Annotated in this window: 22 protein-coding genes; 20 read left to right on the top strand and 2 right to left on the bottom strand. The window is 36.3% G+C overall.

The window, feature by feature from the left end; translation table 11 throughout:
- Window positions 1-109: 109 nt before the first annotated feature.
- The 15 genes from HHU08_RS19835 to HHU08_RS19765 all read left to right on the top strand — a co-directional run bounded on the left by HHU08_RS19835 (window position 110) and on the right by HHU08_RS19765 (window position 17,950).
- On the top strand, window positions 110-1,306 hold the full coding sequence (locus tag HHU08_RS19835) for an MFS transporter (protein WP_169189115.1): 1,197 nt from the start codon (window positions 110-112) through the stop codon (window positions 1,304-1,306).
- Window positions 1,303-2,142, top strand: a complete 840-nt coding sequence (locus HHU08_RS19830; protein WP_169189114.1) for an aldo/keto reductase — start codon at window positions 1,303-1,305, stop codon at window positions 2,140-2,142. Before HHU08_RS19835 ends, HHU08_RS19830 begins: the two co-directional genes overlap by 4 nt.
- Window positions 2,143-2,693: 551 nt before the next feature.
- Window positions 2,694-3,140 (top strand): ribose 5-phosphate isomerase B, encoded by a 447-nt coding sequence (rpiB, locus tag HHU08_RS19825; RefSeq protein ID WP_016203434.1) that lies wholly within the window; start codon window positions 2,694-2,696, stop codon window positions 3,138-3,140.
- A 237-nt stretch (window positions 3,141-3,377) separates the two neighbouring features.
- The gene (locus HHU08_RS19820) at window positions 3,378-4,241 is read left to right on the top strand and encodes a 6-phosphofructokinase (protein WP_226752518.1); all 864 of its coding nucleotides are present in this window, start codon (window positions 3,378-3,380) and stop codon (window positions 4,239-4,241) included.
- Window positions 4,242-4,317: 76 nt separating this feature from the next.
- The gene (gene tkt, locus HHU08_RS19815) at window positions 4,318-6,333 is read left to right on the top strand and encodes a transketolase (protein WP_169189113.1); all 2,016 of its coding nucleotides are present in this window, start codon (window positions 4,318-4,320) and stop codon (window positions 6,331-6,333) included.
- A gap of 392 nt (window positions 6,334-6,725) precedes the next feature.
- On the top strand, window positions 6,726-8,780 hold the full coding sequence (locus HHU08_RS19810) for a BglG family transcription antiterminator (RefSeq protein WP_101729315.1): 2,055 nt from the start codon (window positions 6,726-6,728) through the stop codon (window positions 8,778-8,780).
- Window positions 8,781-8,807: 27 nt separating this feature from the next.
- Window positions 8,808-9,275, top strand: coding sequence for a PTS sugar transporter subunit IIA (locus HHU08_RS19805; protein ID WP_016203431.1), 468 nt, complete (start codon window positions 8,808-8,810; stop codon window positions 9,273-9,275).
- Window positions 9,276-9,291: 16 nt separating this feature from the next.
- The gene (locus HHU08_RS19800; protein ID WP_016203430.1) at window positions 9,292-9,576 is read left to right on the top strand and encodes a PTS sugar transporter subunit IIB; all 285 of its coding nucleotides are present in this window, start codon (window positions 9,292-9,294) and stop codon (window positions 9,574-9,576) included.
- A gap of 81 nt (window positions 9,577-9,657) precedes the next feature.
- Window positions 9,658-9,942: a PTS sugar transporter subunit IIB gene (locus HHU08_RS19795; protein ID WP_016203429.1), complete on the top strand. Its 285-nt coding sequence runs from the start codon at window positions 9,658-9,660 to the stop codon at window positions 9,940-9,942.
- Window positions 9,943-10,081: 139 nt separating this feature from the next.
- The gene (locus HHU08_RS19790) at window positions 10,082-11,353 is read left to right on the top strand and encodes a PTS galactitol transporter subunit IIC (RefSeq protein ID WP_016203428.1); all 1,272 of its coding nucleotides are present in this window, start codon (window positions 10,082-10,084) and stop codon (window positions 11,351-11,353) included.
- Between the two features lie 105 nt (window positions 11,354-11,458).
- Complete coding sequence (locus HHU08_RS19785; protein WP_101729314.1) at window positions 11,459-12,490, top strand: zinc-binding dehydrogenase; 1,032 nt, start codon at window positions 11,459-11,461, stop codon at window positions 12,488-12,490.
- Between the two features lie 293 nt (window positions 12,491-12,783).
- Window positions 12,784-13,230, top strand: a complete 447-nt coding sequence (gene rpiB, locus HHU08_RS19780) for a ribose 5-phosphate isomerase B (RefSeq protein WP_101729313.1) — start codon at window positions 12,784-12,786, stop codon at window positions 13,228-13,230.
- A gap of 310 nt (window positions 13,231-13,540) precedes the next feature.
- Window positions 13,541-14,434: a 6-phosphofructokinase gene (locus HHU08_RS19775; RefSeq protein WP_169189112.1), complete on the top strand. Its 894-nt coding sequence runs from the start codon at window positions 13,541-13,543 to the stop codon at window positions 14,432-14,434.
- Window positions 14,431-16,446 (top strand): transketolase, encoded by a 2,016-nt coding sequence (gene tkt / locus HHU08_RS19770; RefSeq protein WP_169189111.1) that lies wholly within the window; start codon window positions 14,431-14,433, stop codon window positions 16,444-16,446. Before HHU08_RS19775 ends, tkt (HHU08_RS19770) begins: the two co-directional genes overlap by 4 nt.
- 310 nt (window positions 16,447-16,756) lie before the next feature.
- Window positions 16,757-17,950: a PDZ domain-containing protein gene (locus tag HHU08_RS19765; protein WP_169189110.1), complete on the top strand. Its 1,194-nt coding sequence runs from the start codon at window positions 16,757-16,759 to the stop codon at window positions 17,948-17,950.
- A 333-nt stretch (window positions 17,951-18,283) separates the two neighbouring features.
- On the opposite strand, the gene HHU08_RS19760 is transcribed toward HHU08_RS19765, so the two are convergent.
- A complete protein-coding gene (locus tag HHU08_RS19760; RefSeq protein ID WP_169189109.1) occupies window positions 18,284-21,232 on the bottom strand; it encodes a Tn3 family transposase in 2,949 nt (982 codons plus the stop codon).
- 36 nt (window positions 21,233-21,268) lie between these two features.
- Window positions 21,269-21,820, bottom strand: a complete 552-nt coding sequence (locus HHU08_RS19755; protein ID WP_169189717.1) for a recombinase family protein — start codon at window positions 21,818-21,820, stop codon at window positions 21,269-21,271.
- 256 nt (window positions 21,821-22,076) lie between these two features.
- On the opposite strand from HHU08_RS19755, the gene merR1 reads away from it, so the two are divergent.
- From merR1 to merA, 5 genes are all read left to right on the top strand, one after another.
- The gene (merR1, locus tag HHU08_RS19750; protein ID WP_047914436.1) at window positions 22,077-22,475 is read left to right on the top strand and encodes a mercury resistance transcriptional regulator MerR1; all 399 of its coding nucleotides are present in this window, start codon (window positions 22,077-22,079) and stop codon (window positions 22,473-22,475) included.
- A gap of 13 nt (window positions 22,476-22,488) precedes the next feature.
- Complete coding sequence (locus tag HHU08_RS19745; RefSeq protein WP_169189108.1) at window positions 22,489-22,746, top strand: hypothetical protein; 258 nt, start codon at window positions 22,489-22,491, stop codon at window positions 22,744-22,746.
- Window positions 22,743-23,039, top strand: coding sequence for a mercuric transport protein MerT (gene merT, locus HHU08_RS19740; protein ID WP_169189107.1), 297 nt, complete (start codon window positions 22,743-22,745; stop codon window positions 23,037-23,039). Before HHU08_RS19745 ends, merT begins: the two co-directional genes overlap by 4 nt.
- Window positions 23,040-23,151: 112 nt before the next feature.
- Complete coding sequence (merP, locus tag HHU08_RS19735) at window positions 23,152-23,400, top strand: mercury resistance system substrate-binding protein MerP (protein ID WP_169189106.1); 249 nt, start codon at window positions 23,152-23,154, stop codon at window positions 23,398-23,400.
- A 15-nt stretch (window positions 23,401-23,415) separates the two neighbouring features.
- A complete protein-coding gene (gene merA / locus HHU08_RS19730) occupies window positions 23,416-25,056 on the top strand; it encodes a mercury(II) reductase (protein ID WP_169189105.1) in 1,641 nt (546 codons plus the stop codon).
- The last annotated feature ends 1 nt before the right edge of the window (window position 25,057 follow it).

The following is a 25,057-nucleotide window of genomic DNA, read 5'->3' as shown; positions in this document are numbered from 1 at the left end:
TTTCTATTTGTCTTATATGATTCATAATAACACTTGCCGGTTAAAATGCAAGATAAGAAAAAAACTACCACTAGTGGTTAACGATATATTTAATAGGAGGAAAAGAAAATTGAAGCATAGAAAGAATACTTTCGCTTTAATTGCATTAGCTATTAGTGCTTTTGCGATTGGGACTACGGAATTTATAAGTGTTGGTTTACTTCCATTAATAGCGGAAGATTTTCATATAGGGATTACAACAGCGGGATTAACCGTTTCTATTTATGCACTCGGCGTCACCATCGGAGCACCAGTTTTGACAGCTATTACTTCAAATTTTTCACGAAAATCACTATTATTGTGGATCATGATTGTTTTTATTATCGGCAATAGTATAGCTGCATTTGCACCAAATATCACAATCTTACTGATTGCACGTATTGTATCAGCTTTTGCTCACGGTATATTTATGTCAATTGGTTCAACCATAGCAGCAGATTTAGTAGAAAAAGAAAAAAGAGCAAGTGCAATCTCTATTATGTTCTCCGGATTAACCGTTGCAACCGTAACGGGAGTTCCATTTGGGACATTTATCGGACAACACTTTGGATGGAGATTGGCATTTATCATCATTGTTATTATTGGAATTATTGCGTTTATCGCAAATGGTGTACTTATACCAAGTAACTTATCTAAGGGCGGCCGTGCAACCTTTAAAGACCAATTGCGGTTAATTACAAACGCTCGACTTTTAATGCTCTTTTTAATTACGGCATTAGGATATGGTGGAACTTTTGTCGTTTTCACTTATCTTTCTCCATTGCTGCATGAAATAACAGGATTTCAGCAAAATACGGTAGCAGGAATTTTATTATTGTATGGCGTGGCAATTGCGATTGGGAACATGATTGGTGGCAAGCTATCTAATAAAAATCCGCTACAGGCATTATTTTATATGTTTATCGTTCAAGCAATGGTACTGTTCATTTTATCTTTTACGCTGCCATTTAAAGTAATTGGCTTAATAAGCATTCTTTTTATGGGATTATTGGCGTTTATGAATGTTCCGGGATTGCAGGTTTACGTAGTAATGCTTGCAGAACGCTATGTACCAAGTGCGGTAGATGTTGCTTCTGCTGTTAATATTGCTGCCTTTAATGCAGGAATTGCTATCGGTTCTTATTTAGGAGGAATAGTAACCAATTCACTAGGACTAATCCATACTTCTTGGGTTGGCGGAATAATGGTTGTCGCTGCTATCTTCCTAACAGGTTTCAGTTTAGTTTTAGAAAAAAATTCATTACAAAAAGGAGTTTTAACACGATGAAAAACTTACAAGATACAGTTAATTTAACAAACGGAGTAAAGATGCCTTGGTTAGGATTAGGCGTATTTAAGGTGGAAGAAGGTCAAATACTCGTTGATGCTGTAAGCTCTGCGATTAAAAATGGCTATCGCAGCATTGATACGGCAGCTATTTATGGGAATGAAGCTGGAGTTGGTGAAGGAATAAAAAAAGGAATGCAAGAAGCAGGAGTTGCGAGAGAAGACTTGTTTATTACTTCAAAAGTATGGACAGACGATTTAGGCTATGAAGAGACACTAAAAGCTTATGAAGTAAGTCTAGAAAAATTGGGACTAGATTATTTAGATTTATACCTTATTCATTGGCCAAAAGAAGGCAAATATAAAGAAGCATGGAGAGCATTAGAAACACTATACAAAGCGGGGAAAGTAAGAGCGATTGGGGTAAGTAATTTTCAAATCCATCATTTAGAGGAATTAATGAAAGATGCAGAAATGAAACCAATGATCAATCAAATTGAATTGCATCCACGCCTAACGCAGAAAGAATTAATTGCTTATTGTGTGAGTCTTGGAATTCAAGTAGAAGCATGGTCTCCATTAATGCAAGGCCAATTATTAGATCAGCCTGAATTAGTAGAGATTGCTACAAAGTATCAGAAATCTGTTGCGCAAGTAATTATTCGATGGGATTTGCAAAATGGTATTGTTACGATTCCGAAATCCGTGAAAGAGCACCGTATAATCGAAAATGGAAATGTATTTGATTTTACTTTAACAAAAGAAGAAATGGATAAGATCGATGCATTAAACATGGATCAACGAGTTGGTCCAGATCCAGATAATTTTGATTTTTAATATATGCTTTATCTTTTAATCAAGTAGCAGAAAAAGAGGATGGACATAACTAAATAGATACTCTGTAAAGACGAACAATATCGAATTAGCTAGTAAATAGCGGCTGCTTTCGCATACTTTTACAAGAGGAAATATAATTAGTTGGAAAAACAGAGCAGCCGGAATACACGAAGGCGCCACGGGGATTAGCGAGACAGCCTGAGACCCTGCAGGCGAAGCCGAAGCGGCTCAGCGCGAGCCCCACGGATAGCGAAGTGTATTCCGGCTGCGGGGAATCGCACTAAACTACATGGAAACATCCTTTAAAAAACGAATAAAAAACCAAACAATTATACGGAACTTTGATTAGCATCTTCGTATAATTGTTCGGAATTATCCTTGGCTGGAATACTTTTGTCCCAGCCTTTTCATTTTTCCATAAAGACTGTTAAACATCACTACTACTATTAAAAATTAATAAGTTTTCACTTGAAACCGAATACAAATGGTTGCTTTTATGATAGAATACATCTGAAAAAGAACCATCATAACTAGGAAGGATGGATGAGTTTATGAAAATAGCAATAGCTAGTGATCATGGCGGATATCAGCTAAAAGAAGCGGTAAAAGCACATCTACTTAAAACTGGCTTGGAAGTAGAGGATTTTGGTTGTCATAGTCGGGAAAGTGTAGATTTTCCAGATTACGCCAAAAATGTTGGCGAATCTATTGTGAATGGAGCGAACCAATTAGGGATTTTGTGCTGTGGAACGGGGATTGGTATGAGTATTGCTGCAAATAAAATCACTGGAATACGTGCCGCGGTTGTCGGAGATGTGTTCTCAGCTAAAGCAACAAGAGAACATAATGATAGCAATATCCTTTGTTTAGGAGAAAGAGTTACTGGTGAAGGATTAGCATGCTTAATTGTAGATACGTGGTTAAGCGCAGAATTTCTAGGTGGAAGACATACTAATAGAATTAATGGAATTAAAGAATTAGAATCATATTATTGTTAATAGTAGGACAAATTGACCTCCTATTTATCAAATGAAACATATTATAACTTGTACGTACCATTAATAGGTTATACTAAATATGTATGGTTTATTCTTTGAAAGTTGTATGGTATAATGGTTTTGGAAAAATATATCATTGAGAAGAAAAGGTAAAAAAATACTTTTTCTTCAAAAATCATGGACATTTTTCTGTATATTATTAGTTACGTATAGCTTATGTAAAAGTTAGGGGGTAAGATGTTGAAGGTTGGTGTGATTGTCTTAGGTTGTGTGCCTTCAGGGGTAAAACAAATTCTTCATCGATTATATGAGGAGTTAGCTTCTATGCATCAACTATTTGGACTTGAAATAGACAGAGAATCAGGTGAAGTCACTTATACGGAATTGAAAGAAGTTAGTGATGCACCATATTTAAGCCATGCTATCTTAAAGGTAAGCTCTACACCAGTAAACTATCAGTGGAATCAAGCACTTGCTCCAATGGATATGACAGTTGTAATTGGGGATGCGCATGCCAAAGAAATATGGCAAACTTCTATAGCCAATAAAGAAGCCATTCGTACCTTATTTGTTCCAGTTTCCATTTACAATAACATGAAAGGAAATGACTGGACTTTAGGGTATGATACAGCACTTAACAGTATTACTCAGAATGTGTTAAAAGTTCAGGATACCATTCATTCTCTTAAATATGATAAACCAAGATTATTTGGTTTTTCGATAGAGGGGAATCCGTCGACCAATATGTTGCAGGACATCTCTCTTGCAGTGGATGGGAACTATTTAGCAGTAGATTACGAGGAAGAAGAAATTACCGCCTTATGTGACGCAATAATGAAGAGGTATACATATATAAAAACTTCTAATGTCTTAATATACAGCGAAACTTCAAAAGAGGTAATCCAAAATTCCGTGATTAGTAAGCTTGATGTAGATTGGAAATATACAGAAATTGATGAAGCATTATGCATGGGAGTAAACCCAACAGCCATCGATCGAATCCTTGCAAACGAACTAGCAGATGAAGTATTAAGATGGATAAAAAATAATTGTTTAACAGGTGAACTCGCCGTTCAAAAGGATGGAATTCAATTTAAATAAACCCCTAAGCCTAAGTTAATAAAGCCATTCAATAGTTTAGGTTTAGCATTAAATAAATCAAAAAAGGATGAGGAAAATGAGTAATCAAGTAAAAACAAATATTGAACAATTAGCAATTAATACGATTCGTACTTTATCAATCGACGCTATTGAAAAATCAAATTCTGGTCACCCAGGAATGCCGATGGGGGCAGCTCCAATGGCATATACACTATGGGCAAAAGAAATGAATCATAATCCAGCTAACCCTAACTGGTTCAACCGTGACCGCTTTGTGTTATCAGCAGGACATGGTTCTATGCTTCTATATAGCTTGTTACATTTATTCAATTATGGTGTTTCAATTGATGATTTAAAGAACTTCCGTCAATGGGGAAGCAAAACTCCAGGTCATCCAGAATTCGGACATACACCAGGTGTTGAAGCAACTACTGGTCCATTAGGACAAGGTATTGCAATGGCAGTGGGGATGGCAATGGCAGAAAGACATTTAGCAGAAACATATAATAAAGAAAATTATCCAGTGGTAGACCACTATACGTACAGCATTTGTGGTGATGGTGATTTAATGGAAGGTGTATCTGCAGAAGCTGCTTCACTTGCAGGTCACTTAAAATTAGGCAGATTAGTAGTTTTATATGATTCAAATGATATTTCTTTAGATGGAGATTTAAATCTTTCTTTCTCTGAGAGTGTCCAAAAACGTTTTGAAGCATATGGATGGGAAGTTATTCGCGTCGAAGATGGCAATGACTTAACAGAAATTCAAGCAGCAATTGCGCAAGCAAAAAAATCAGCTGTACCTACATTAATCGAAGTGAAAACAGTAATTGGTTATGGTTCTCCAAATAAAGGTGGAAAATCAGCATCACACGGTGCACCACTAGGAGCTTCTGAAACACAATTAACGAAACAAACATATGGTTGGTCATATGAAGAGGCATTCCATGTTCCGACAGAAGTTTCTGAGCACTATACAGCATTAGCGCAAGAAGGCGCAGATAAAGAAAAAGCTTGGAACGAATTATATGAAGGCTATAAAGCTGCTTATCCAGAGCTAGCAACTCAATTAGAAACAGCTATCAAAGGCGAGCTACCTGAAGGTTTACAAGAGAGCTTACCTGAATTTAACGCTGGAGATTCTATGGCAACAAGAGACTCTTCTGGTAAAACAATTCAAGCTATTGCTAGTGCGGTACCTTCTTTCTTTGGTGGATCTGCAGACCTTGCTGGTTCAAACAAAACATTAATAACTAGTGAGAAGAACTTTGCGATTGATGGCTATGCTGGCAGAAATATTTGGTTTGGTGTACGTGAATTTGCTATGGGAGCAGCGCTAAATGGTTTAGCACTTCATGGTGGTGTGAAAGTATTTGGAGCAACATTCTTCGTATTCTCTGATTATTTACGTCCAGCAATCCGTTTAGCAGCATTGATGAAATTACCAGTAACGTATGTATTCACACATGATAGTATCGCAGTTGGTGAAGATGGTCCAACTCATGAGCCAGTTGAGCAACTAGCTTCTCTACGAGCAATGCCAGGACTTTCTATCATTCGTCCAGCAGACGCAAAAGAAACAGCTGCTGCATGGCAACTTGCTGTAGAAAGCACAGATACACCGACAGCTCTTGTATTAACACGTCAAAACTTGCCAACATTAGACTTAACAAAAGCAGAAGCATATGAAGGTGTGAAAAAAGGTGCTTACACTGTTTCAACTGGTAAAGAAGCAGCTCAAGCATTAATCTTAGCATCTGGTTCTGAAGTATCTCTTGCAATGAACGCACAAGCAGCGTTAGCAGAAGAAGGAATTTCAGTAAATGTGGTAAGTATGCCAAGCTGGGATCGTTTTGAAAAACAATCTGCTGAATACAAAGAAAGTGTATTACCAGAAAGTGTTCAAGCACGTGTTGCAATTGAAGCTGGTGCATCTCTTGGTTGGAGAGAATACATTGGTTCTAAAGGAGAGCATATTACGATTGATCATTTCGGTGCATCTGCTCCTGCAGATAAACTTTTCCAAGAGTATGGATTTACGGTAGAAAATGTAGTTGCGAAAGTAAAATCTTCTATCGCAAAAACAAAATAATCAAGGGAAATGTACTTGGTGAAAAGAAAGAAGCTAATGACCATCAAAGATGGTTATTAGCTTCTTTTTTGTGCAGGAGAATTTAAAGAAAGGATCTATAAAAATGTTATTAAATAAATTTTGTCTTAGTAGCAGGTGTCAATTTTAGCGATAGTTTAGCTGGAAAAAGTAGATAAATACAGTCAAAATAAGTAATATGCTTATAGAGATTTATACATAGTTTTATCAAATTTGGCAACAATTCCTTCAGCAAAAAAAATAGAGAAGGGAAAGCTGTTTGTGCAAGTTAATCACTTAGTGACACAATTCACAAACTAGTTATGGAAATGAAAACGGATACAATATCTTTTTCATCCATGCTACAATGAAATCAAGTTAAGAGGTGATAGATAATGTATCTTGACGAAAGAAGTAATATTTTATTAAAGGAAGTATTAAGCAATCCTGATACTTCCAACATAAAGCTAGAGAAAAAATTTCACCTATCAAGAAGACAAGTTAGTTACAGTTTTCAGAAGATCAATGATTGGCTAGAATCGAATAATTATCCTGCTATTAAAAGAACAAATGGCGGAAAGTTCATTATTAGTCCAGTCATTATGGAGTTATTCGCTGAAAAGACAGATGAACAAGCGGATAAGCATTATATCCCATCTGAAACAGAAAGAGCTCAATTTATTCTATTGTATATTATCAGTAGCGATGATGAGCTGTCCTTACTTCATTTTACTAGTGCCTTAGGGGTAAGTAAAAATACGATTCTTCGGGATATGAAAACAGTTCAGCAAATGATTGAGCCTTATGAACTTGAGGTTAGTTATTCAAGAATGAAAGGTTATGAGTTAAAAGGGAAGGAATGGAATGTTCGTAAACTATTAGTGGAAGTACTAGAAAATATCTTATCTATATATAATGGCGAAATATATATTCAAAAGTTTATCAATGTACCTAAAGATAATTTGATTACGATAAAAGAAAGACTAGCAGAAGTCGAATGTAGTTTAAATCTCCAATTCATTGATGAACGAATTAACTTATTGCCATATATTTTAGCTGTAATATTAAAGCGTATACAAAAAGGAAAAGTAATCCAGGATTTTTACCATATTGATTATCGTTCCTTATCTGATACGAAAGAATTTATTGCAGCTGAGATTTTGATTAAAGATATTAAACATATTCCGAAAGAAGAACATCTGTTTATGACCTTGCAGCTGTTAACATCCAAGATATTATCAGCACAATTCTTAGCTGATCACCAAATCCCGGAGTTAACGAAAGCTTTGGAAACATTTCTTCATACTTTTGAGTACAAAGCATGTATTGCATTTAAGGATAAAGCGGCATTACTTGAAAGGTTAGTACTTCATATGAAGCCTGCTTATTACCGAATGAAATACAATCTATCGACGAATTACACAATGATGGAAAAAGTAAGCGAAGAATTCGAAACGATTCATTTTATTGTAAAGGATTCGATTGCTCCAGTAGAAGAATATATAGGATGTCCAATACCAGAAAGTGAATTAATGTTCATCACTATTTTTGTTGGAGGACATTTAATTAGCTCAGGAGAAACCATTCAGAAGAAGAAGAAAGCAGTTGTTGTTTGTCCTAACGGTGTATCTATCTCGCGTCTAATGGAAAGCACCCTACGTGAATTATTTCCTGAATTTTATTTTCATCAAGCTTTATCGATTCGGGAGTTTCACCAACTCAATTATCAAGTTGATATTATTTTTTCACCAGTACCATTACAAACGGATACAAAGCAATTTGTTATCAATCGGATACTATCAGACTTTGAAAAAGTTCAACTTAGACAGAGGGTACTTAGAGAAATATTTGACTTAAATACAAGTGTAATAAATATTGAGCAATTAATGGGGAAAATCGAGAAATATGCGTCTATAAAGGATAAAGAATCTTTGAGAGATGCGTTGCAAGAACATTTTACTATTACGACAACCAGTGAAACTCAGGAGCCAATGACAAAAACGGATTTATCGCTCGCATCTTTACTAACTCCTGAAATGATTACAGTCGTACAAAGCGTAGAAGACTGGCAGCAAGGAATACAAATAGCAGCTGGTCAGCTATTGAAAAATGGAAGCATCACAGAAAATTATGTAGAAGAAATGTTGAAACAGTATCCAGCAATGGTTCAACATATCGTATTAAGAAATGTGATTGCCATTCCTCATGCTGATCCTGAAGCTGGCGTAAATAGAGTCGGCATGAGCTTATTAAAAATAGAAGATGGTATCCCATTTAATGAGAAGGTTAGAGTCCATTTTATCGTAGTGCTTGCATCTACAGATAAGCATAAACATCTTTACGCGCTAAGACAGCTTATGAGCATATCAAAAAATGGCGAAGAAATCAGTAATCTAAAGATCAGCAAAAATCCAGAGCAATTATATGAAATTATCAAAAAATATTCTTAAAGTTAAGTGAAAGTGGAGGAGTTTAAAATGGCAGTTGCTTCATTTATTAAAGAAAGCTTAGTGAACGTCGGATTAAAGGTGGAAAATCAAGATCAGCTTTTTAATGCAATGTTTGAAAAGGCATATGAGCAGGGTTTTGTAAAAGAAACATTCCTACCAAAAATTAAGGAGAGAGAATCGATCTTCCCAACAGGACTAAGTGTCAATGAGTATAGTATCGCTATCCCTCATACTGATCCGGAGCATGTAGTGGAGCAATTTATCGCTGTTTCAGTTTTAGAAAAACCCGTATCCTTTCATTTAATGGAAGATAACACAAAAACAACGGAAGTTCAGGCGGTATTGATGCTTGGCCTGAATCAGCCACATAGTCAAATTGAAGTTCTACAAGAATTAATGCAGGTAATCCAAGTAGAAGATCATTTAGAAAAGCTTATTCATGCGAAGGATAAATCAGATATAACAGCATTATTTCAAAGTATTAACGTTTCCTGAAAGGGTGGTGAGTAAATTGAACAGGCAAACAATACTGGTTGCTTGTGGCGCAGGGATTGCTACATCGACTGTTGTTCTTGATCATTTAGAAGAATTAGTTGAACGAGAAAATCTAAAGGTGGAGCTTGTTCAATGCAAAATAGCAGAAGTTGCTAGTTTACAGTCTAATGCAGATTTAATCGTTTCGAGCACAATATTACCAACAAAATATTCGATTCCGGCTCTTAGTGCAACCGCTTATATTAGTGGGATAGGAATGGAAGAATTAGACAAAGAAATTTTAAGTTATTTAAAAAAATAATGAAATGCATAAAAGGTTAGATAGCAAAAAAATGAATTGCTTCTATATAGATATTACGAAAATTGAAGGGAGATTATTAAAATGAAAAAAGGTAAAATTCTTGTAGCTTGTGGAGCTGGTATTGCAACATCAACAGTAGTATGTAACCGTGTAGAAAATTTGGTGAAAGATAATAACTTAAACGCTGAAGTAGTTCAATGTAAAATAGCAGAGGTTTCTTCACTTCAAGCAGATGCAGATTTAATTGTATCAACAACAATCCTTCCAAAACAATATGATATTCCTGCTATTGTAGCAACTGGTTATATTAGTGGAATCGGTATGGAGCAAATTGATCAGCAAATTCTTGGTCATTTTAAAAAGTAATTTCTTAAAAAGGGTTACATCCTAGAAGAACATCTTGCCAAAAAGTAGAGGCGGGGAAACCTGCCTACTACAATCCCTTTCCAAAAGTGGTGTATAGGATACACAAATATAAATAACATATGATGAGAGGAGATTCAAAATGGGTCAACTTTTAGATGGAGTACAGTACGTCCTAAGTTTAGGACCAACCGTTATCTTGCCAATTGCCATACTTATTATTGGACTTATTTTTCGTACAGGATTCAAAAAGGCATTTCGTTCAGGTTTAACAATTGGAATTGGTTTTGTCGGCATTAACTTAGTTATTGGAGTTCTAACAGGCAGCTTAGGGCCAGCTGCACAAGCAATGGTTGAAAGATTTGGCTTGAATTTACACGTAATTGATGCTGGTTGGCCAGCGGCGGCAGCAGGTGCTTGGGCATCACCAGTTGCAGCAATTCTTTTACCGATTTGTTTGGGCGTAAACTTATTAATGATTTTCTTAAAATTAACAAAAACATTAAATGTAGATATTTGGAATTACTGGCATTTTATCGCCGCTGGTGCAACTGGTTATATTTTAACAAATAGCTGGATATTTGCAATCCTTTGTGCGGTAGTTTATGAAGTAATTGTATTAATTATTGCAGATAAAACACAGCCAATGGTTGAAAAATTTTACGGTTTACCAGGTATTACATTTCCAACAGCTTCAACAGCATCATTTGCACCACTTGGTATTTTAATAGGTTTATTGATTGAAAAAATCCCAGGACTTCAAAAGATAAAAGCAGATCCGGATGTTATTCAAAAAAGAATGGGTATTTTCGGAGAGCCTATGATGATGGGCTTTATCTTAGGAATTGTCATTGGTATTTTAGCTGGTTACAACGTAGGCGACGTATTCCAAGTTGGTATTTCAATGGGTGCCGTTATGCTATTATTACCGCGTATGGTTAAGATCTTAATGGAAGGTTTATTACCAATTTCTGAAGCTGCACGTGAGTATTTAAGAAAACGTTATGCTGGCAGAGAATTATATATTGGTCTAGATGCAGCATTAGCTGTAGGACATCCAGCAGTTATGGCAACTGCACTTATTTTAGTACCAATTACATTGTTCTTAGCAGTAGTTCTTCCAGGTAACCAAGTGCTACCTTTTGGAGACTTAGCAACCATTCCATTTTTAGTAGCATTCATTGTTGGTTCTAGAAAAGGAAATATCATCCACTCCGTTATTGTGGGTACAATTATGATAGCGCTTTCCCTATATATGGCAACAGATTTTGCACCAGTATTTACTCAAATGCTTGCAGGTGGATCATTTGAAATGCCGGGCGGAGCTACTCAAGTATCCAATTTAGACACTGGAGGAAACTTGCTGAACTGGTTAGTTTTAAAGGTTTCTCAACTTTTCCAAGGTGTAATTTAATCCATATTTAATTGATTAAAAAGGCTATTTTCTAAAGAATGTTGTTTTCAACAGCAACAAACTTTACGGAAATAGCCATTAAAAATAACGAGGAGGATTTATGCAATGAAAGCTGTAACAAAATTAAAATCTGGCTATGATGAAATGGAGCTAGTCGATATTGATGAGCCCTCTGCTTATGATGATAAAGTAAAAATAAAAGTTGCTTATACAGGTATTTGTGGTTCGGATATCCATACTTTTAAAGGTGAATACAATAGCAAAAATACTCCTGTAGTATTGGGTCATGAATTTTCTGGTGTAGTAGTAGAAGTTGGTAAAGATGTCTCCACAGTAAAAGTCGGTGACCGAGTAACAAGTGAAACAACCTTTACAACTTGTGGAGAATGCATTTATTGCCAAGAAAAAGACTATAACCTATGTCCAAACCGAACAGGTCTTGGTACACAAGTAAATGGTAGTATGGCAGAGTATGTGATTGCTAGAGAAGAAAGTGTACATGTATTAAATGAGAATGTTAGCCTAGAAGCAGCAGCACTGACAGAGCCATTAGCTTGTTGTGTCCATGCAGCATTAGAAAAAACAACAATTGAAGAAAACGATACTGTATTAGTATTCGGTCCTGGTCCAATTGGATTGTTATTAAGCCAAGTAGTAAAAGCACAAGGTGCCTTCGTTATTTTGGCTGGAATCACAAAAGATAGAAAAAGATTAGATCTTGCAAAAGAGTTGGGCATAGATGTTGTGGTTGATCTTTTACAAGAAGATTTGAGCGAAATTGTTAATCAACATACCAATGGTTATGGCGCGGATAAAGTGTTTGATTGCTCTGGTGCTGTTCCAGCCGTAAACCAAGGTCTTGCATTAACGAAGAAAAAAGGTACTTTCGTCCAAGTAGGACTATTTGCGAATAAAACAAATGAGATTGATCAAGAATCTATCATTCAACGAGAAATTAACTATATCGGATGTCGTTCTCAAAAACCTAGCTCTTGGGATATTGCTTTGAAATTACTTGAGGATGGAAAAATTGATACCGATAAAATGATTACAAAAGTCGTATCACTTGAAGAATGGCGCAATGGTTTTGAAAAAGTAATGGCTGGTGACGAAATAAAAGTTTTAATTGAATCATAAGCACTGCAATAAGATAAAAAATACTCCTCTTACATCGTTAAAGTGGAGTATTTTTATTTGTTTACTTGGATAAATGGAAATACCAAATCACTATAGTTTACAAAAGGGTAGACAATATTGAAGATGAAAACGTATACAATAAGCTGTATTTCATGTGATAAAATGAACATGTCAAGAAGAATAATGGAATGTAATGGAAGTTAATTGTTTCATGAAATCCTCTATTGCTAGGTTTTTATTAGGTGAATAGCTTATCTAGCTAATAGAGTTGATTAATAGAAAGGATGAGGAGCATGAAGTTAGCCATTGCATGTGATCATGGTGGATTTTCATTAAAAGAAGCAGTAAAAAAATATTTATTGGAGCAAGAAATAGAAGTGGAGGATTTTGGCTGTCATAGTAGAGAAAGTGTTGATTTTCCAGACTACGCAAGAAAAGTAGGAGAATCCATTATGGCAGGTAAAAATGAATTAGGAATTCTTTGTTGTGGGACTGGTATTGGAATGAGTATTGCAGCAAATAAAATAAAGGGAATCCGTGCCGCTGTAGTCGGTGATGTATTCTCAGCAAAGGCTACAAGAGAACATAATAATAGTAATGTCCTTTGTTTAGGAGAGAGAGTTACAGGAGAAGGATTAGCAGTATTAATAGTAGAAACATGGCTCCAAGCGGAATTTTTAGGTGGCAGACATGAAAAAAGAGTTGGAGCTATTGGCGAATTAGAGAAACATCTTTGTTGATAGAAAAGGCAGTTTTCTATAAGATTGTTGTTTTTTCAAAAGGAAAAATGAATTAGTTGGAAAAATAGAGTAGCCGGAATACATATAGACTCCAGTGGGATTATCGAGACAGTCTGAGAAGAAAGCAGGAGCGTAGCGGCTCAGCGCGAGCCCCGCGGAAAGCGAAGTGTATTCCGGCTGCGGGCGATAGCAACAAACTTTACGAAAAAGCCATAGAAAAAGATAATTACAAAGATAAAAGGATGTTAAACAGCTAATGGAATAGAAATCTATGAGGCTTGATAAATAAGGATAAACAGGAGGCATCTTTGTGAAAGTAGGCATCATTATTGCGGGGGTACTACCTGCAGGAGTTAAACAAATTATTCACAAAATGTTTAATGAATTGGCTCCATGCCATCAATTGTTTGGGATTGAAGTAAAGAAAGAAACAGGAGCAGCAGACTATCTTGAATTTATTGTAAATAATGATTCTCCCTATCTTAGTGAGTCAGTGCTGAAGCCTTCAACATTATCAGTTAACGTGAGGTGGGAAGAAATTTGTGCCCCAATGGATAGTATTATTTTTATTGGTGATGCTCAGGCAAAAGAACAATGGCAGAAATCATTAGTAAGAAGCGGAAAAATCCATTCGTTATATGTTCCTGTTTCTATATATAACGATATCGAAGGTTCTGATTGGTCTTTAGGCTATGACACGGCTATTAATAGTATTACGCAAATGATTCTAAAAGTGAAAGACACGATTCACTCCTTAAAATATGAGAAACCAAGATTATTTGGCTTTTCAATTAAAGGATCACCATCACCATCGATTAATATGCTTGAAGATATCTCGATGGCAGTAGATGGACATTTTATAGCAAATCCATTTGAACGAGAAGAAGGGGAGCTTTTATCCAATAAAATTGATGGTAGTTTTAACCATGTTCATACGTCCTCTGTATTAGTATACAGTCATACAAACAGAGAAAGAGTGAAAGAGCATTTAATTAATCATTTGAATGTGGATTGGAAATACACAGAAATTGATGAAGCACTTTGTATGGGAACAAATCCAACAACGATTGACCGAATATTAGCAAATGAAATAGCAGAAACGATTGTATTGTGGTTAAACAATCATCATCCTACAGGAGAAATAATGGTGAAAAAAGATGGCGTTCTTTACCAAAATAAAAAATATGAAGGAATGATAATATGAGTAACACAGTTGTGACAAATGTAGAAAAACTAGCAGTTAATACGATTCGTACTTTATCGATTGATGCCATTGAAAAATCAAATTCTGGTCACCCAGGAATGCCGATGGGGGCAGCTCCAATGGCTTATGCATTATGGGCAAAAGAAATGAATCATAATCCAGCTAATCCAAATTGGTTCAACCGTGACCGTTTTGTTTTATCAGCAGGACATGGTTCTATGCTTCTTTATAGCTTGTTACATCTATTTAATTATGGTGTTACTATTGATGACTTAAAGAACTTCCGTCAATGGGAAAGCAAAACTCCAGGCCATCCAGAATTCGGACATACACCAGGTGTTGAAGCAACTACTGGTCCATTAGGACAAGGTATTGCAATGGCAGTGGGGATGGCAATGGCGGAAAGGCATTTGGCAGAAACATATAATAAAGACAATTTTCCAGTAGTAGATCACTATACGTATAGCATTTGCGGGGACGGTGATTTAATGGAGGGCGTTTCTGCTGAAGCTGCATCCCTTGCTGGTCACTTAAAGTTAGGTAGATTAGTAGTATTATATGATTCCAATGATATTTCCCTAGATGGTGATTTGCATCTATCATTCTCTGAAAGTGTTCAAAAACGTTTTGAAGCTTATGGTTGGGAAGTAATTCGAGTGGAAGATGGAAATGATGTAGAGGAAATTCATAAAGCCATCACAAAAGCAAAACAATCAGATATTCCTACATTAATCGAAGTGAAAACAGTTATTGGTTATGGTTCACCAAACAAAGGTGGAAAATCTGCCTCACATGGTGCGCCGTTAGGAGCTTCTGAAACAGCGTTGGCAAAGCAAGCATATGGTTGGCAATATGAAGAAGCATTCCATATTCCAACAGAAGTTTCGAAGCATTATGCGGAATTGGCTAATGAAGGCGAAGAAAAAGAACAAGCTTGGAATGAGTTATATGAAGGATATAAAACGGCATATCCAGAATTAGCAACCCAATTAGAAGGTGCGATTAAAGGAGAGCTACCCGTTGATTTACAAGAAAAGCTACCTGAATTTAATGCTGGAGATTCTATCGCTACAAGAGACTCTTCAGGAAAAACAATTCAAGCAGCTGCGAAAGAAATCCCATTCTTATTTGGTGGATCTGCAGACCTTGCTGGTTCGAATAAAACATTAATGACTGCTGAGAAAAACTTTGCGATTGATGGCTATGCTGGCAGAAATATTTGGTTTGGTGTGCGTGAATTTGCAATGGGAGCAGCTTTAAACGGATTAGCATTGCATGGTGGAGTGAAAGTATTTGGAGCAACTTTCTTCGTATTCTCTGATTATTTACGTCCAGCCATGCGTCTAGCAGCATTAATGAAATTGCCGGTAACATATGTATTTACACATGATAGTATTGCTGTTGGAGAAGATGGTCCAACTCATGAGCCAATTGAACAATTAGCTTCACTTCGCGCTATGCCGGGACTATCGATTATTCGTCCGGCAGATGCCAAAGAAACAGCAGCAGCATGGCAACTTGCATTAGAAAGTACAAATACACCGACAGCGTTAGTATTAACACGACAAAACTTGCCAACATTATCGTTAACGAAAGCAGAAGCATATGAAGGGGTAAAAAAAGGAGCGTATACCGTTTCCGCTGCAAAAGAAGAAGCACAAGCATTAATCTTAGCAACTGGTTCAGAAGTGTCTCTTGCTATTAAAGCACAAGCAGCGTTAGCAGAAGAAGGAATTTCAGTAAATGTGGTAAGTATGCCAAGCTGGGATCGTTTTGCAGAACAGACGGAAACATACAAAGAAAGCGTCTTGCCAGAAAGTATTCAGGCTCGTGTTGCGATTGAAGCTGGTGCATCATTAGGTTGGAGAGAATATATCGGCGCAAAAGGAGAACACATTACCATTGATCATTTTGGTGCATCAGCACCAGCAGATAAACTCTTCCAAGAGTATGGATTTACCGTAGAAAATGTAGTTGTGAAAGTAAAAGCTTCAATTGCTAAAACGAATTAACAGGAAAGAGAGGTCAATAATCTTTTAAGGTTATTGGCTTTTTTGTTGAGAATAAATTACATAGGTGCTTATCCTTCATTAAAGGAAAGTAAGCCCCACTGATTGAAGGTTCACTTTATCAATTGTTCTTTTTCCATTTAATCTAGTAAACAAACAAGAAAAAGATAACAAAGAGAGAATAATTCTGCCCATAGTCTTTCTATTACCATATTAGTAGAATATAATAGATTTATAATATAAAAAGATTAAATTCCTTTACTTAGAGGAATGAATAGATTGGAAGCTTATTGTAAGGATGGGGGAAGTTTTTATGTGGCAAGATTGGTTGCTCGAACTTTTAAAAGGATTTGGTAAATTATTTTTGCATCCTGTATTTTATTTATCGTTTTTATTTGCCGCTTTTTTAGGGGTTAATAGAGTAAAAAAAGAAAGAAGAAATTTTACGGTAAGAGCACAGAATGCTTATTTTGAATTAAAGCAAATGGTACCACTCGGGCTGATCGTAGGATTGTGTATATCCATTCTTTCTATCGGCCTTGTCTTAGTAGTTCCTATGGAATTTATAATTTATACAGGGATCTTTACGGTTGTATTAGCGCTCATTGGGAAAACAAGAATATTATCACCTGTATACACAGCTGGATTAGGAATAATAGTAAGTAGTGTTTCGATTTTCCTTGGATGGGATTATTTCTTGTTTTCTCAAAGTAATCTTCAGTCCTCTGAATATATTTTTCCAACAGCTATCATTTTATTAGGCTTCTTGATTATTTCCGAGGGAATATTTGTTCGTGGAAATGGTGTTAAAGGAACTTCACCGAGATTAAGGAAGAGTAAACGAGGTCAAGTTATCGGCGTGCATCTTTTAGAAAGAGCATGGATATTGCCAGTGTTTTTATTTGTTCCTTCTGGGATCTTATCAATTCCATTGGAATGGTGGCCAATGCTTACTGTTGGAAACCAAACATACTCTCTCATCCTAGTTCCTTTCTTGATCGGATCCAAAATGCAAGTTCAAGGAGAACACCCATTTTGGGCACTAAGAAATGTAGGACGAAATATTATTATTCTTGGTTCTATTGTAATAGTAGGAGGAGCTGCATCTTATTTCTTTCCACTTGCTTCTATTGGTTTAGTGCTAGTAGCAATTATAGGTCGTGAATGGATTACAATTAAGCAGAGAAATAAAGAAAAAAATCAGTCCTTCTATTTTTCTAGAAAAAACAATGGGGTAGTAATATTAGGAATTGTTCCAGATTCTCCTGCAGACAAAATGGGGTTGAGAATTGGAGAGATGATTTCTAAAGTAAATAGCATCCCAGTCCAAGATAAAAATCAATTATATATAGCTTTACAGAAAAATTCAGCCCATTGTAAGCTTGAGGTCTTTGATAATGATGGTGAAATTCGTTTTGTGCAAAGGGCTTTATTTGAAGGAGATCATCATGAATTAGGCTTACTGCTGATTCCGGATGAGAAAGTTCATGGGAATGAAGCGGTGTAAAAATGTGATTTTTCTTAATTCCCCGGAATAATTTCATAATTGACCGGAATGGTTTTTCATAATTATTCGGAATGAAAAATTGAGTAATCTTAAATTGATTTAAGATTACTCAATTATATATTATTATATCTTTTAAACTTATAAGTAAAATAACTTTTTTGGGGGTGATTATTTATTGAACAAAAAATTACTTTGTGTAGTTAAACCTAGAAAAGATGAAAATATCTTTAGTTGGGGTACAGCCAACATTTCGGAAATTTTGTACGGTAAGCAAAATTCGACACAAAAAAAGCCAAATACCTGTACGCTAAGGGATTTGGCTTATGTTAGGGATTAGTTTCTATTTAAGGGCCTTAGCGAATTAGCTGGTAATCTATTTGAATCAAATTTATATTCTCCAAGAAAATTAATATGTTCCCATCCTAAAGGTGAAATGTGTGGAAGTAATTCTTCTTTTAGGACATTATTTTTCTTAAATTCTTTTGTTACTTCACTTAAATACACAGTATTCCATACGCTAATTGCATTGATCAATATATTTAACGCACTGGCTCTTTGTAGTTGATCTTGTATGCCACGCTCTCTAAATTCTCCACGTTTACCAAAAAATAAAGCTCTAGCCAATCCATTCATGGCTTCTCCTTTATTTAACCCACGATGTATCCTTCTTCTTAATGTTTCATTTGTTATATAGTCAAGAATAAAGATTGTTTTTTCAATTCTCCCAATCTCTCTGAGAGCTGTAGCTATTTTATTTTGTCTTGCATATGAACTTAATTTCCCCATGATTAATGATCCAGAAACTCTTCCTTCTCGAATTGAATGTGCCAGCCTTAATACATCATCAAAATTCTCTTTAATAACGTTTGTGTTAATCTTTCCTCGAAGTATGCCTTTTATGTTTGAAAAATTATTAGGAGAAGAAATGGTATATAATTTAGCGTCACTTATATCTCTTAGTCTTGGTGCAAAACGAAACCCTAACAAATGACTTAATCCGAAAACTTGATCCGTGTAACCAGCTGTATCAGTGTAATGCTCTTCAATTGAAAGGTCAGATTCATGATGTAATAATCCATCTATCACATGTACGGCATCCCTTGCATTTGTATTAATAACTTTTGCATAAAAGGAAGAAAACTGATCACTTGTAAAACGATAAATGGTCGTACCTTTCCCAGTTCCGTAATGCGGATTTGAATCTGCATGTAACGATGATACACCGACAGGAACACGCATACCATCAGAAGATGATGTTGTCCCATCTCCCCAATATGAAGTTAATGATATACGGTGCTGATAATTTACCAGTGTAGCTTGTGCGCGAGTCATCGCATCTTCATGTAATCTCCATTGCATAACATTGGCCATCTGGCGATATGAAATATCAGGAGTTGCTTCTGCCATTTTAGTTAATCCAATATTTGTCCCCATTGCCATTATTGAAGCCATCACAATAGACTTTTCCTCACCTTTAGGGGGTTGATTTGAAGAAGCGTGAACAAATGATTCGTCAAATCCAGTCCATTCAGCTACCTCCATTAATAAATCAGTAAGTTTAACTCTAGGAAGCATATTATAAAGCGATAAGCTGAAATTTCTAGCTTCTTCAGGAGTATCAGCTTGAAGTCTTTCAATATGTATCCTTTGTTTTTCAATGTTGATACTTTCAACTTTATCAATATTTTTAGAAATCCATTGAAGTTTAGTATTTAAAGTTTCGCATCTTTCCTGTATATACTGTTCAAAACTTATATTAACAGCTATATTAGTCCCTTCAGTCTTTGCTTTTCCCCAATCATCTTTTGACACTAAATATTCTTCAAAATCCTTATGTAATCGACTACCTTCAACCCAAACATCACCAGAACGGATAGAGTTTTTGAGTTCTGTTAAGGCAGCCATTTCATAATATTGACGGTTAATGTTACCTTCATCATCAAAAACATGTTTTTGCCAACGTTTAGGAACAAAACTCAAAGGTGAGCCATCAGGGATTTTCCTTTTTCCAGAATCATTTAATTCGCGTATGGTATCTAATGCTTTTAATAAAGGCTCTGCTGATTTAGTAGATTTGAACACTAAAGAATCCAACAAGCTCGGAGTATATTTCCTTAAATAGTTATATCGAGTTTTTATTAAATCAAGGTAATCATAATCCATTGGTCTTGATAATAATTTAGCTTCCTCAATCGATTCTACAATTTTATCCCACGGCATTACTTGCTCTAATGCCACATAGGGATCAATACCTTCCTCTTTGGCTTTAATTAAAGCCGTTCCTATATCTGCGTAATGCACAACTTTTTCATTTACTGACTTTCCATTTTGTTTTTGCATCTCTTCTTGTGTTTTTCTGCCTTTTGCTTGTAACACCATCATTTGTCTATCATGAATTTCAATGGCATGGTCAGTTAAGTCTTGGGAGAGAGTGATTAAGTGAGCGACTAATAATGCATATCTTTTATCTTCGTTAAATCTTCTAAAAGAATGGGGTTCATATCTTGCCCCAATTCGTGCCAATTGTAAAAGTCTATTGGGGTGTATTAATGCCGTATTGGCTGCAATATTCATTTCTTTAATGTACTTTAATCTTTTTATGACTTTTATAAAAGAATCTGGTGACGACTGTCCGGGAATTTCCCGAAGCCAAGCTAATTGGGTTTTATTATTATTTACCGTTAAATCGATTAACTTTTCTAGTTCACGCTTATGTCTTTCGGAAAGATTACTTGTTAGTATGGCATATATTTTTTTCTCTGCACGCGTTCTTGCTATCCAAACCATCCTTTCGATTGTTGGTATGGCAGGAAGAATTGTTTTTTCCTTTCTTAATAAATCAATTGCTGTGCGTACTAGATACATTGAATTCCCATTTTCCAATGCGGCTTTTAAAAGAACATTAGAAATCGTACGATAATCACTGTTATTAAAGTTTCTATATCCATATACTTGACGTATTTCTTCTAAATGCTCACGTCTAGTTGTATCACGTTGAGCATATGAAGAGAAAACCTCTGGATCTACATTAATTTGATTAGCGACATATTTAATAAGGTTTTCGGGTATTTCTAACATATTAATTAAAGAACAACCGGGATTTCTAAGAATGCATAATTGGAGTGCGAACCCTAAGCGATTATGATCTCTTCTATGACGATTTATAACATCAATATCATAGTCAGATAGACTGTAATAAGAAGTAAATTCAAATTCTGATAAATTATTAAGGTTTAAAATTTCCTTGCGCTGTTCTTGTGTCAGCAGTTCTTTCACACTCAAGTTAAATCAATCCTTATTAATAATTTTGGTATGAGCCTAATTTACTTTGTCTAAGTATCTATACAGTGAGGTTTTGCTAATTCCTGTTGCTTCTGTAATTTGGTTGATTGTATAATCCTTGCTCTTATACATTTTTATTGCCATTTCAACTTTGTCCTTTTTCTTCGATGGTCTGCCACCTTTCCTTCCTCTGGATCTTGCTGCTTGAAGCCCTGACTTTGTCCTTTCGCTAATAATATCTCGTTCTAACTCTGCAATATTTGCCATTGTACGAAAGAAAAACTTCCCCATTGCAGTTGAAGTATCAATACTGTCATTAATAGAGACAAAATCCACGCCCAGATCATCGAATAATTCACTAAGTTCAATTAAATGTTTTGTAGAACGTGAAATACGATCCAGTTTATATACAACAATTTTGTCGCCACTGCGTAAGACTTTAAGAAGTTCTTCAAGTTGGGGTTTATCTTTTCTAGTTCCGGTCAATTTTTCTTTATAAATTTTTTCCACCCCAAATTTTGTAAGTGCATCAACTTGCATATCCAAGTTTTGTTCCTCCGTACTTACACGTGCATAACCAAATATCATCATTCATCACCTGCAAAAGTAGTTTATAACCCTATATTAGCACCAAAAACGGTATTAGATACTAAAAATGTTACTTTGATTTTGGGAATGAGTTTTGGTTCTATAGATTAATAGAAATTGGTTGTTTTTTAAAAAATATTTATCAGTACCATAAACGGTCGTTTTCGGTATTGGAATCATTTAATTGAAGGTAGTAAAAAATATATTGACCCTGTACTATGGTACAGGGTTTATATTATATGTGAGGTGAAGTAAATTGCATTTTCGAGTCGGGGAAATCGCTGAGAAGTGTAACGTTAACAAAGAGACCATTCGATATTATGAGCGTTTAGGCTTAATTCCAGAGCCTGATCGTACCGAAAAAGGATACCGAATGTATTCACAACAAACGGTCGATCGGTTGAATTTCATAAAACGGATGCAGGAATTAGGATTTAGCTTAAATGAAATTGACAAATTGCTAGGGGTCGTCGATCGCGATGAAGCAAAGTGCCGTGATATGTATGATTTCACCGTTCTTAAGATAGAAGACATCCAGCATAAAATTCAAGATCTCAAAAGAATTGAACAAATGCTGATGGATCTTAAAGAAAGATGTCCTGAAAACAAAGATATTTACGAATGCCCCATTATTGAAACATTGATGAAGAAATAAGAGGTGAAACAGGATGAAAAACACAATAAAAAGTTCAGGCTGGTTTCTTGTCGCACTAATCACATGCCCGTGTCATCTGTTTTTACTGCTTCCGTTGGTTGCAGGAACGGCACTGGGTTCATACTTCACGGACTTTAAAGATGTTATTTTCATCGTGATGGGTCTGTTATTTGTCTTTGCTCTTTTCAAGGGCTGGAGAAAACTTGACCCAGAAACAAAAAAGGAAACAAAAACGCATGATTGTTGCAGTATGGAGAGGTTTAAATCATGAAGGAAAAAGTGTCGCAAGTAGCTACTGTATTTTCAGCTTTTGTTATGGCTGCATGCTGCCTAGGTCCACTGATTTTCATTCCTCTTGGACTAACTGGATTTGCAGGAGCATTAGCCTTCTATTCACTAAAGTATCGGTTATTGTTCAGCATCGTTACCATTATCCTTCTTGCTTACTCGTTTTACATGGTTTATGGGAGAAAGGGCAAAAGTAAAAGTTCTGTCATTGGCTTATGGATTACGACGTTTTTCGTTTTCGGCATGTTTCTTTTTTTATTTCTAGTTGAAAGTTGACTATAAAGATTGGGGTGCTATATATGAGAGTACAGATAATCAGGATTATGATGGCATTATCCCTTCTGCTGGTGGTTAGTGCGTGTAGTAACGAAAAAAAGCACAAAATACTATGGATGCTAAGCAGGAAGCAAAAGCTACCATTGAAACATCTAAAACAGGGACATTCACGGTTTTGGGGATGGATTGTTGTCCGCCGTCTGTTGTAGAAAGCGTCCTGGAACAGGTAGATGGCGTTAGCAAAACAGCCATTAAAGTCAGTGGAAGCAAGGGCGAAGTAACGGTTTCCTTTGATGATAAGAAAACGGATTTACAGGCAATTAAGACGGCAGTTTCGGATTTCGGGCTTGGAGTCGAATAAAAGGAGAGGGTTAACATGAAAAAATATCGAGTGAACGTTCAAGGGATGACTTGTACGGGTTGTGAAGAGCATGTAGCTGTTGCTCTTGAAAACATGGGTGCAAGAGGGATTGAAGTAGATTTTCGTCGTGGCGAAGCTGTATTTGAGCTACCAAATGGCTTAGAGGTTGAAACAGCGAAAAAAGCGATTGCTGAAGCGAAATATCAACCAGGCAAAGCAGAAGAAGTACAATCGCAAGAAATGATGCAGTTAGGTGATGAAGGTGATTATGACTACATCATCATCGGTTCTGGTGGGGCTGCCTTTTCATCTGCCATCGAAGCCGTGAAATACGGAGCAAAAGTGGCAATCATTGAACGTGGTACGGTTGGTGGAACATGCGTGAACATCGGCTGTGTTCCTTCAAAGACTTTGCTTCGGGCTGGCGAAATCAATCATCTGGCAAAAAATAATCCATTCATCGGATTGCACACGTCAGCTGGCGACGTTGATTTGGCACCATTGATCAAGCAGAAAAATGAACTGGTGACGGATCTTCGAAACTCAAAATATGTGGATTTGATTGATGACTATGGCTTTGAATTAATCAAAGGCGAAGCGAAATTCGTAGATGAAAAAACCGTTGAAGTCAATGGCATGCAGTTGTCAGCCAAACGATTCTTAATCGCGACAGGTGCTTCACCAGCAGTGCCAAACATTCCTGGAATGGATGAAGTCGATTATTTAACAAGCACAACTCTACTTGAATTAAAGAAGGTGCCTAAGCGTCTTACGGTCATCGGTTCTGGATATATCGGGATGGAATTGGGACAACTCTTCCATAATCTAGGTTCAGAAGTCACGTTGATGCAAAGAAGCCCGCAATTATTAAAGGAGTACGATCCTGAGGTTTCAGAAGCAATCACGCAAGCCTTGACAGAACAAGGGGTCAACTTAGTGACGGGAGCATCTTTTGAACGAATCGAACAAGATGGAGACATTAAAAAGGTCCATGTTGAGGTAAATGGCAAGAAGCGAATCATTGAGGCAGATCAATTACTGGTTGCCACAGGAAGAACACCAAACACGGCAACCTTGAATTTACAGGATGCAGGCGTTGAAGTAGGCCCCCGTGGTGAAATCGTAATCGATGAGTATTCAAAAACAACGAATTCACGCATCTATGCAGCAGGAGATGTCACGCTTGGTTCCCAATTTGTATATGTAGCAGCTTATCAAGGTGGAGTTGCGGCAGGAAATGCTATCGGTGGACTGAACAAAAAGCTGAATTTAGAAGTGATTCCGGGGGTTACATTTACAGCTCCAGCAATTGCAACAGTTGGTTTAACGGAGCAACAGGCAAAAGAGAAAGGATATGAAGTGAAAACTTCCGTCTTGCCGTTAGATGCCGTTCCAAGAGCACTGGTTAATCGGGAAACAACAGGCGTGTTTAAACTGGTTGCGGACGCGAAAACGTTGAAAATATTAGGGGCTCATGTGGTGGCAGAAAACGCAGGAGACGTGATTTATGCAGCGACATTAGCTGTCAAATTCGGTTTAACCGTAGAGGATCTTCGCGAAACCCTTGCACCATATTTGACAATGGCAGAAGGACTGAAGCTGGCTGCTCTAACGTTTGACAAAGATGTATCCAAACTATCTTGTTGTGCAGGATAAC

It is taken from the genome of Niallia alba (genome assembly GCF_012933555.1).
Taxonomy (GTDB): domain Bacteria; phylum Bacillota; class Bacilli; order Bacillales; family Cytobacillaceae; genus Niallia; species Niallia alba.
This window is presented reverse-complemented; position numbering and strand designations above follow the sequence as displayed.

What these genes read in the sequence shown, in the direction of transcription:
- HHU08_RS19830 (WP_169189114.1), top strand. Translation starts at nt 1,303, where the DNA reads ATGAAAAACTTACAAGATACAGTTAATTTAACAAACGGAGTAAAGATG.
- rpiB (WP_016203434.1), top strand. Translation starts at nt 2,694, where the DNA reads ATGAAAATAGCAATAGCTAGTGATCATGGCGGATATCAGCTAAAAGAA.
- HHU08_RS19820 (WP_226752518.1), top strand. Translation starts at nt 3,378, where the DNA reads ATGTTGAAGGTTGGTGTGATTGTCTTAGGTTGTGTGCCTTCAGGGGTA.
- tkt (WP_169189113.1), top strand. Translation starts at nt 4,318, where the DNA reads ATGAGTAATCAAGTAAAAACAAATATTGAACAATTAGCAATTAATACG.
- HHU08_RS19810 (WP_101729315.1), top strand. Translation starts at nt 6,726, where the DNA reads ATGTATCTTGACGAAAGAAGTAATATTTTATTAAAGGAAGTATTAAGC.
- HHU08_RS19805 (WP_016203431.1), top strand. Translation starts at nt 8,808, where the DNA reads ATGGCAGTTGCTTCATTTATTAAAGAAAGCTTAGTGAACGTCGGATTA.
- HHU08_RS19795 (WP_016203429.1), top strand. Translation starts at nt 9,658, where the DNA reads ATGAAAAAAGGTAAAATTCTTGTAGCTTGTGGAGCTGGTATTGCAACA.
- HHU08_RS19790 (WP_016203428.1), top strand. Translation starts at nt 10,082, where the DNA reads ATGGGTCAACTTTTAGATGGAGTACAGTACGTCCTAAGTTTAGGACCA.
- HHU08_RS19785 (WP_101729314.1), top strand. Translation starts at nt 11,459, where the DNA reads ATGAAAGCTGTAACAAAATTAAAATCTGGCTATGATGAAATGGAGCTA.
- rpiB (WP_101729313.1), top strand. Translation starts at nt 12,784, where the DNA reads ATGAAGTTAGCCATTGCATGTGATCATGGTGGATTTTCATTAAAAGAA.
- tkt (WP_169189111.1), top strand. Translation starts at nt 14,431, where the DNA reads ATGAGTAACACAGTTGTGACAAATGTAGAAAAACTAGCAGTTAATACG.
- HHU08_RS19765 (WP_169189110.1), top strand. Translation starts at nt 16,757, where the DNA reads ATGTGGCAAGATTGGTTGCTCGAACTTTTAAAAGGATTTGGTAAATTA.
- HHU08_RS19755 (WP_169189717.1), bottom strand. Translation starts at nt 21,820, where the DNA reads ATGATATTTGGTTATGCACGTGTAAGTACGGAGGAACAAAACTTGGAT.
- HHU08_RS19745 (WP_169189108.1), top strand. Translation starts at nt 22,489, where the DNA reads ATGAAAAACACAATAAAAAGTTCAGGCTGGTTTCTTGTCGCACTAATC.
- merT (WP_169189107.1), top strand. Translation starts at nt 22,743, where the DNA reads ATGAAGGAAAAAGTGTCGCAAGTAGCTACTGTATTTTCAGCTTTTGTT.
- merP (WP_169189106.1), top strand. Translation starts at nt 23,152, where the DNA reads ATGGATGCTAAGCAGGAAGCAAAAGCTACCATTGAAACATCTAAAACA.
- merA (WP_169189105.1), top strand. Translation starts at nt 23,416, where the DNA reads ATGAAAAAATATCGAGTGAACGTTCAAGGGATGACTTGTACGGGTTGT.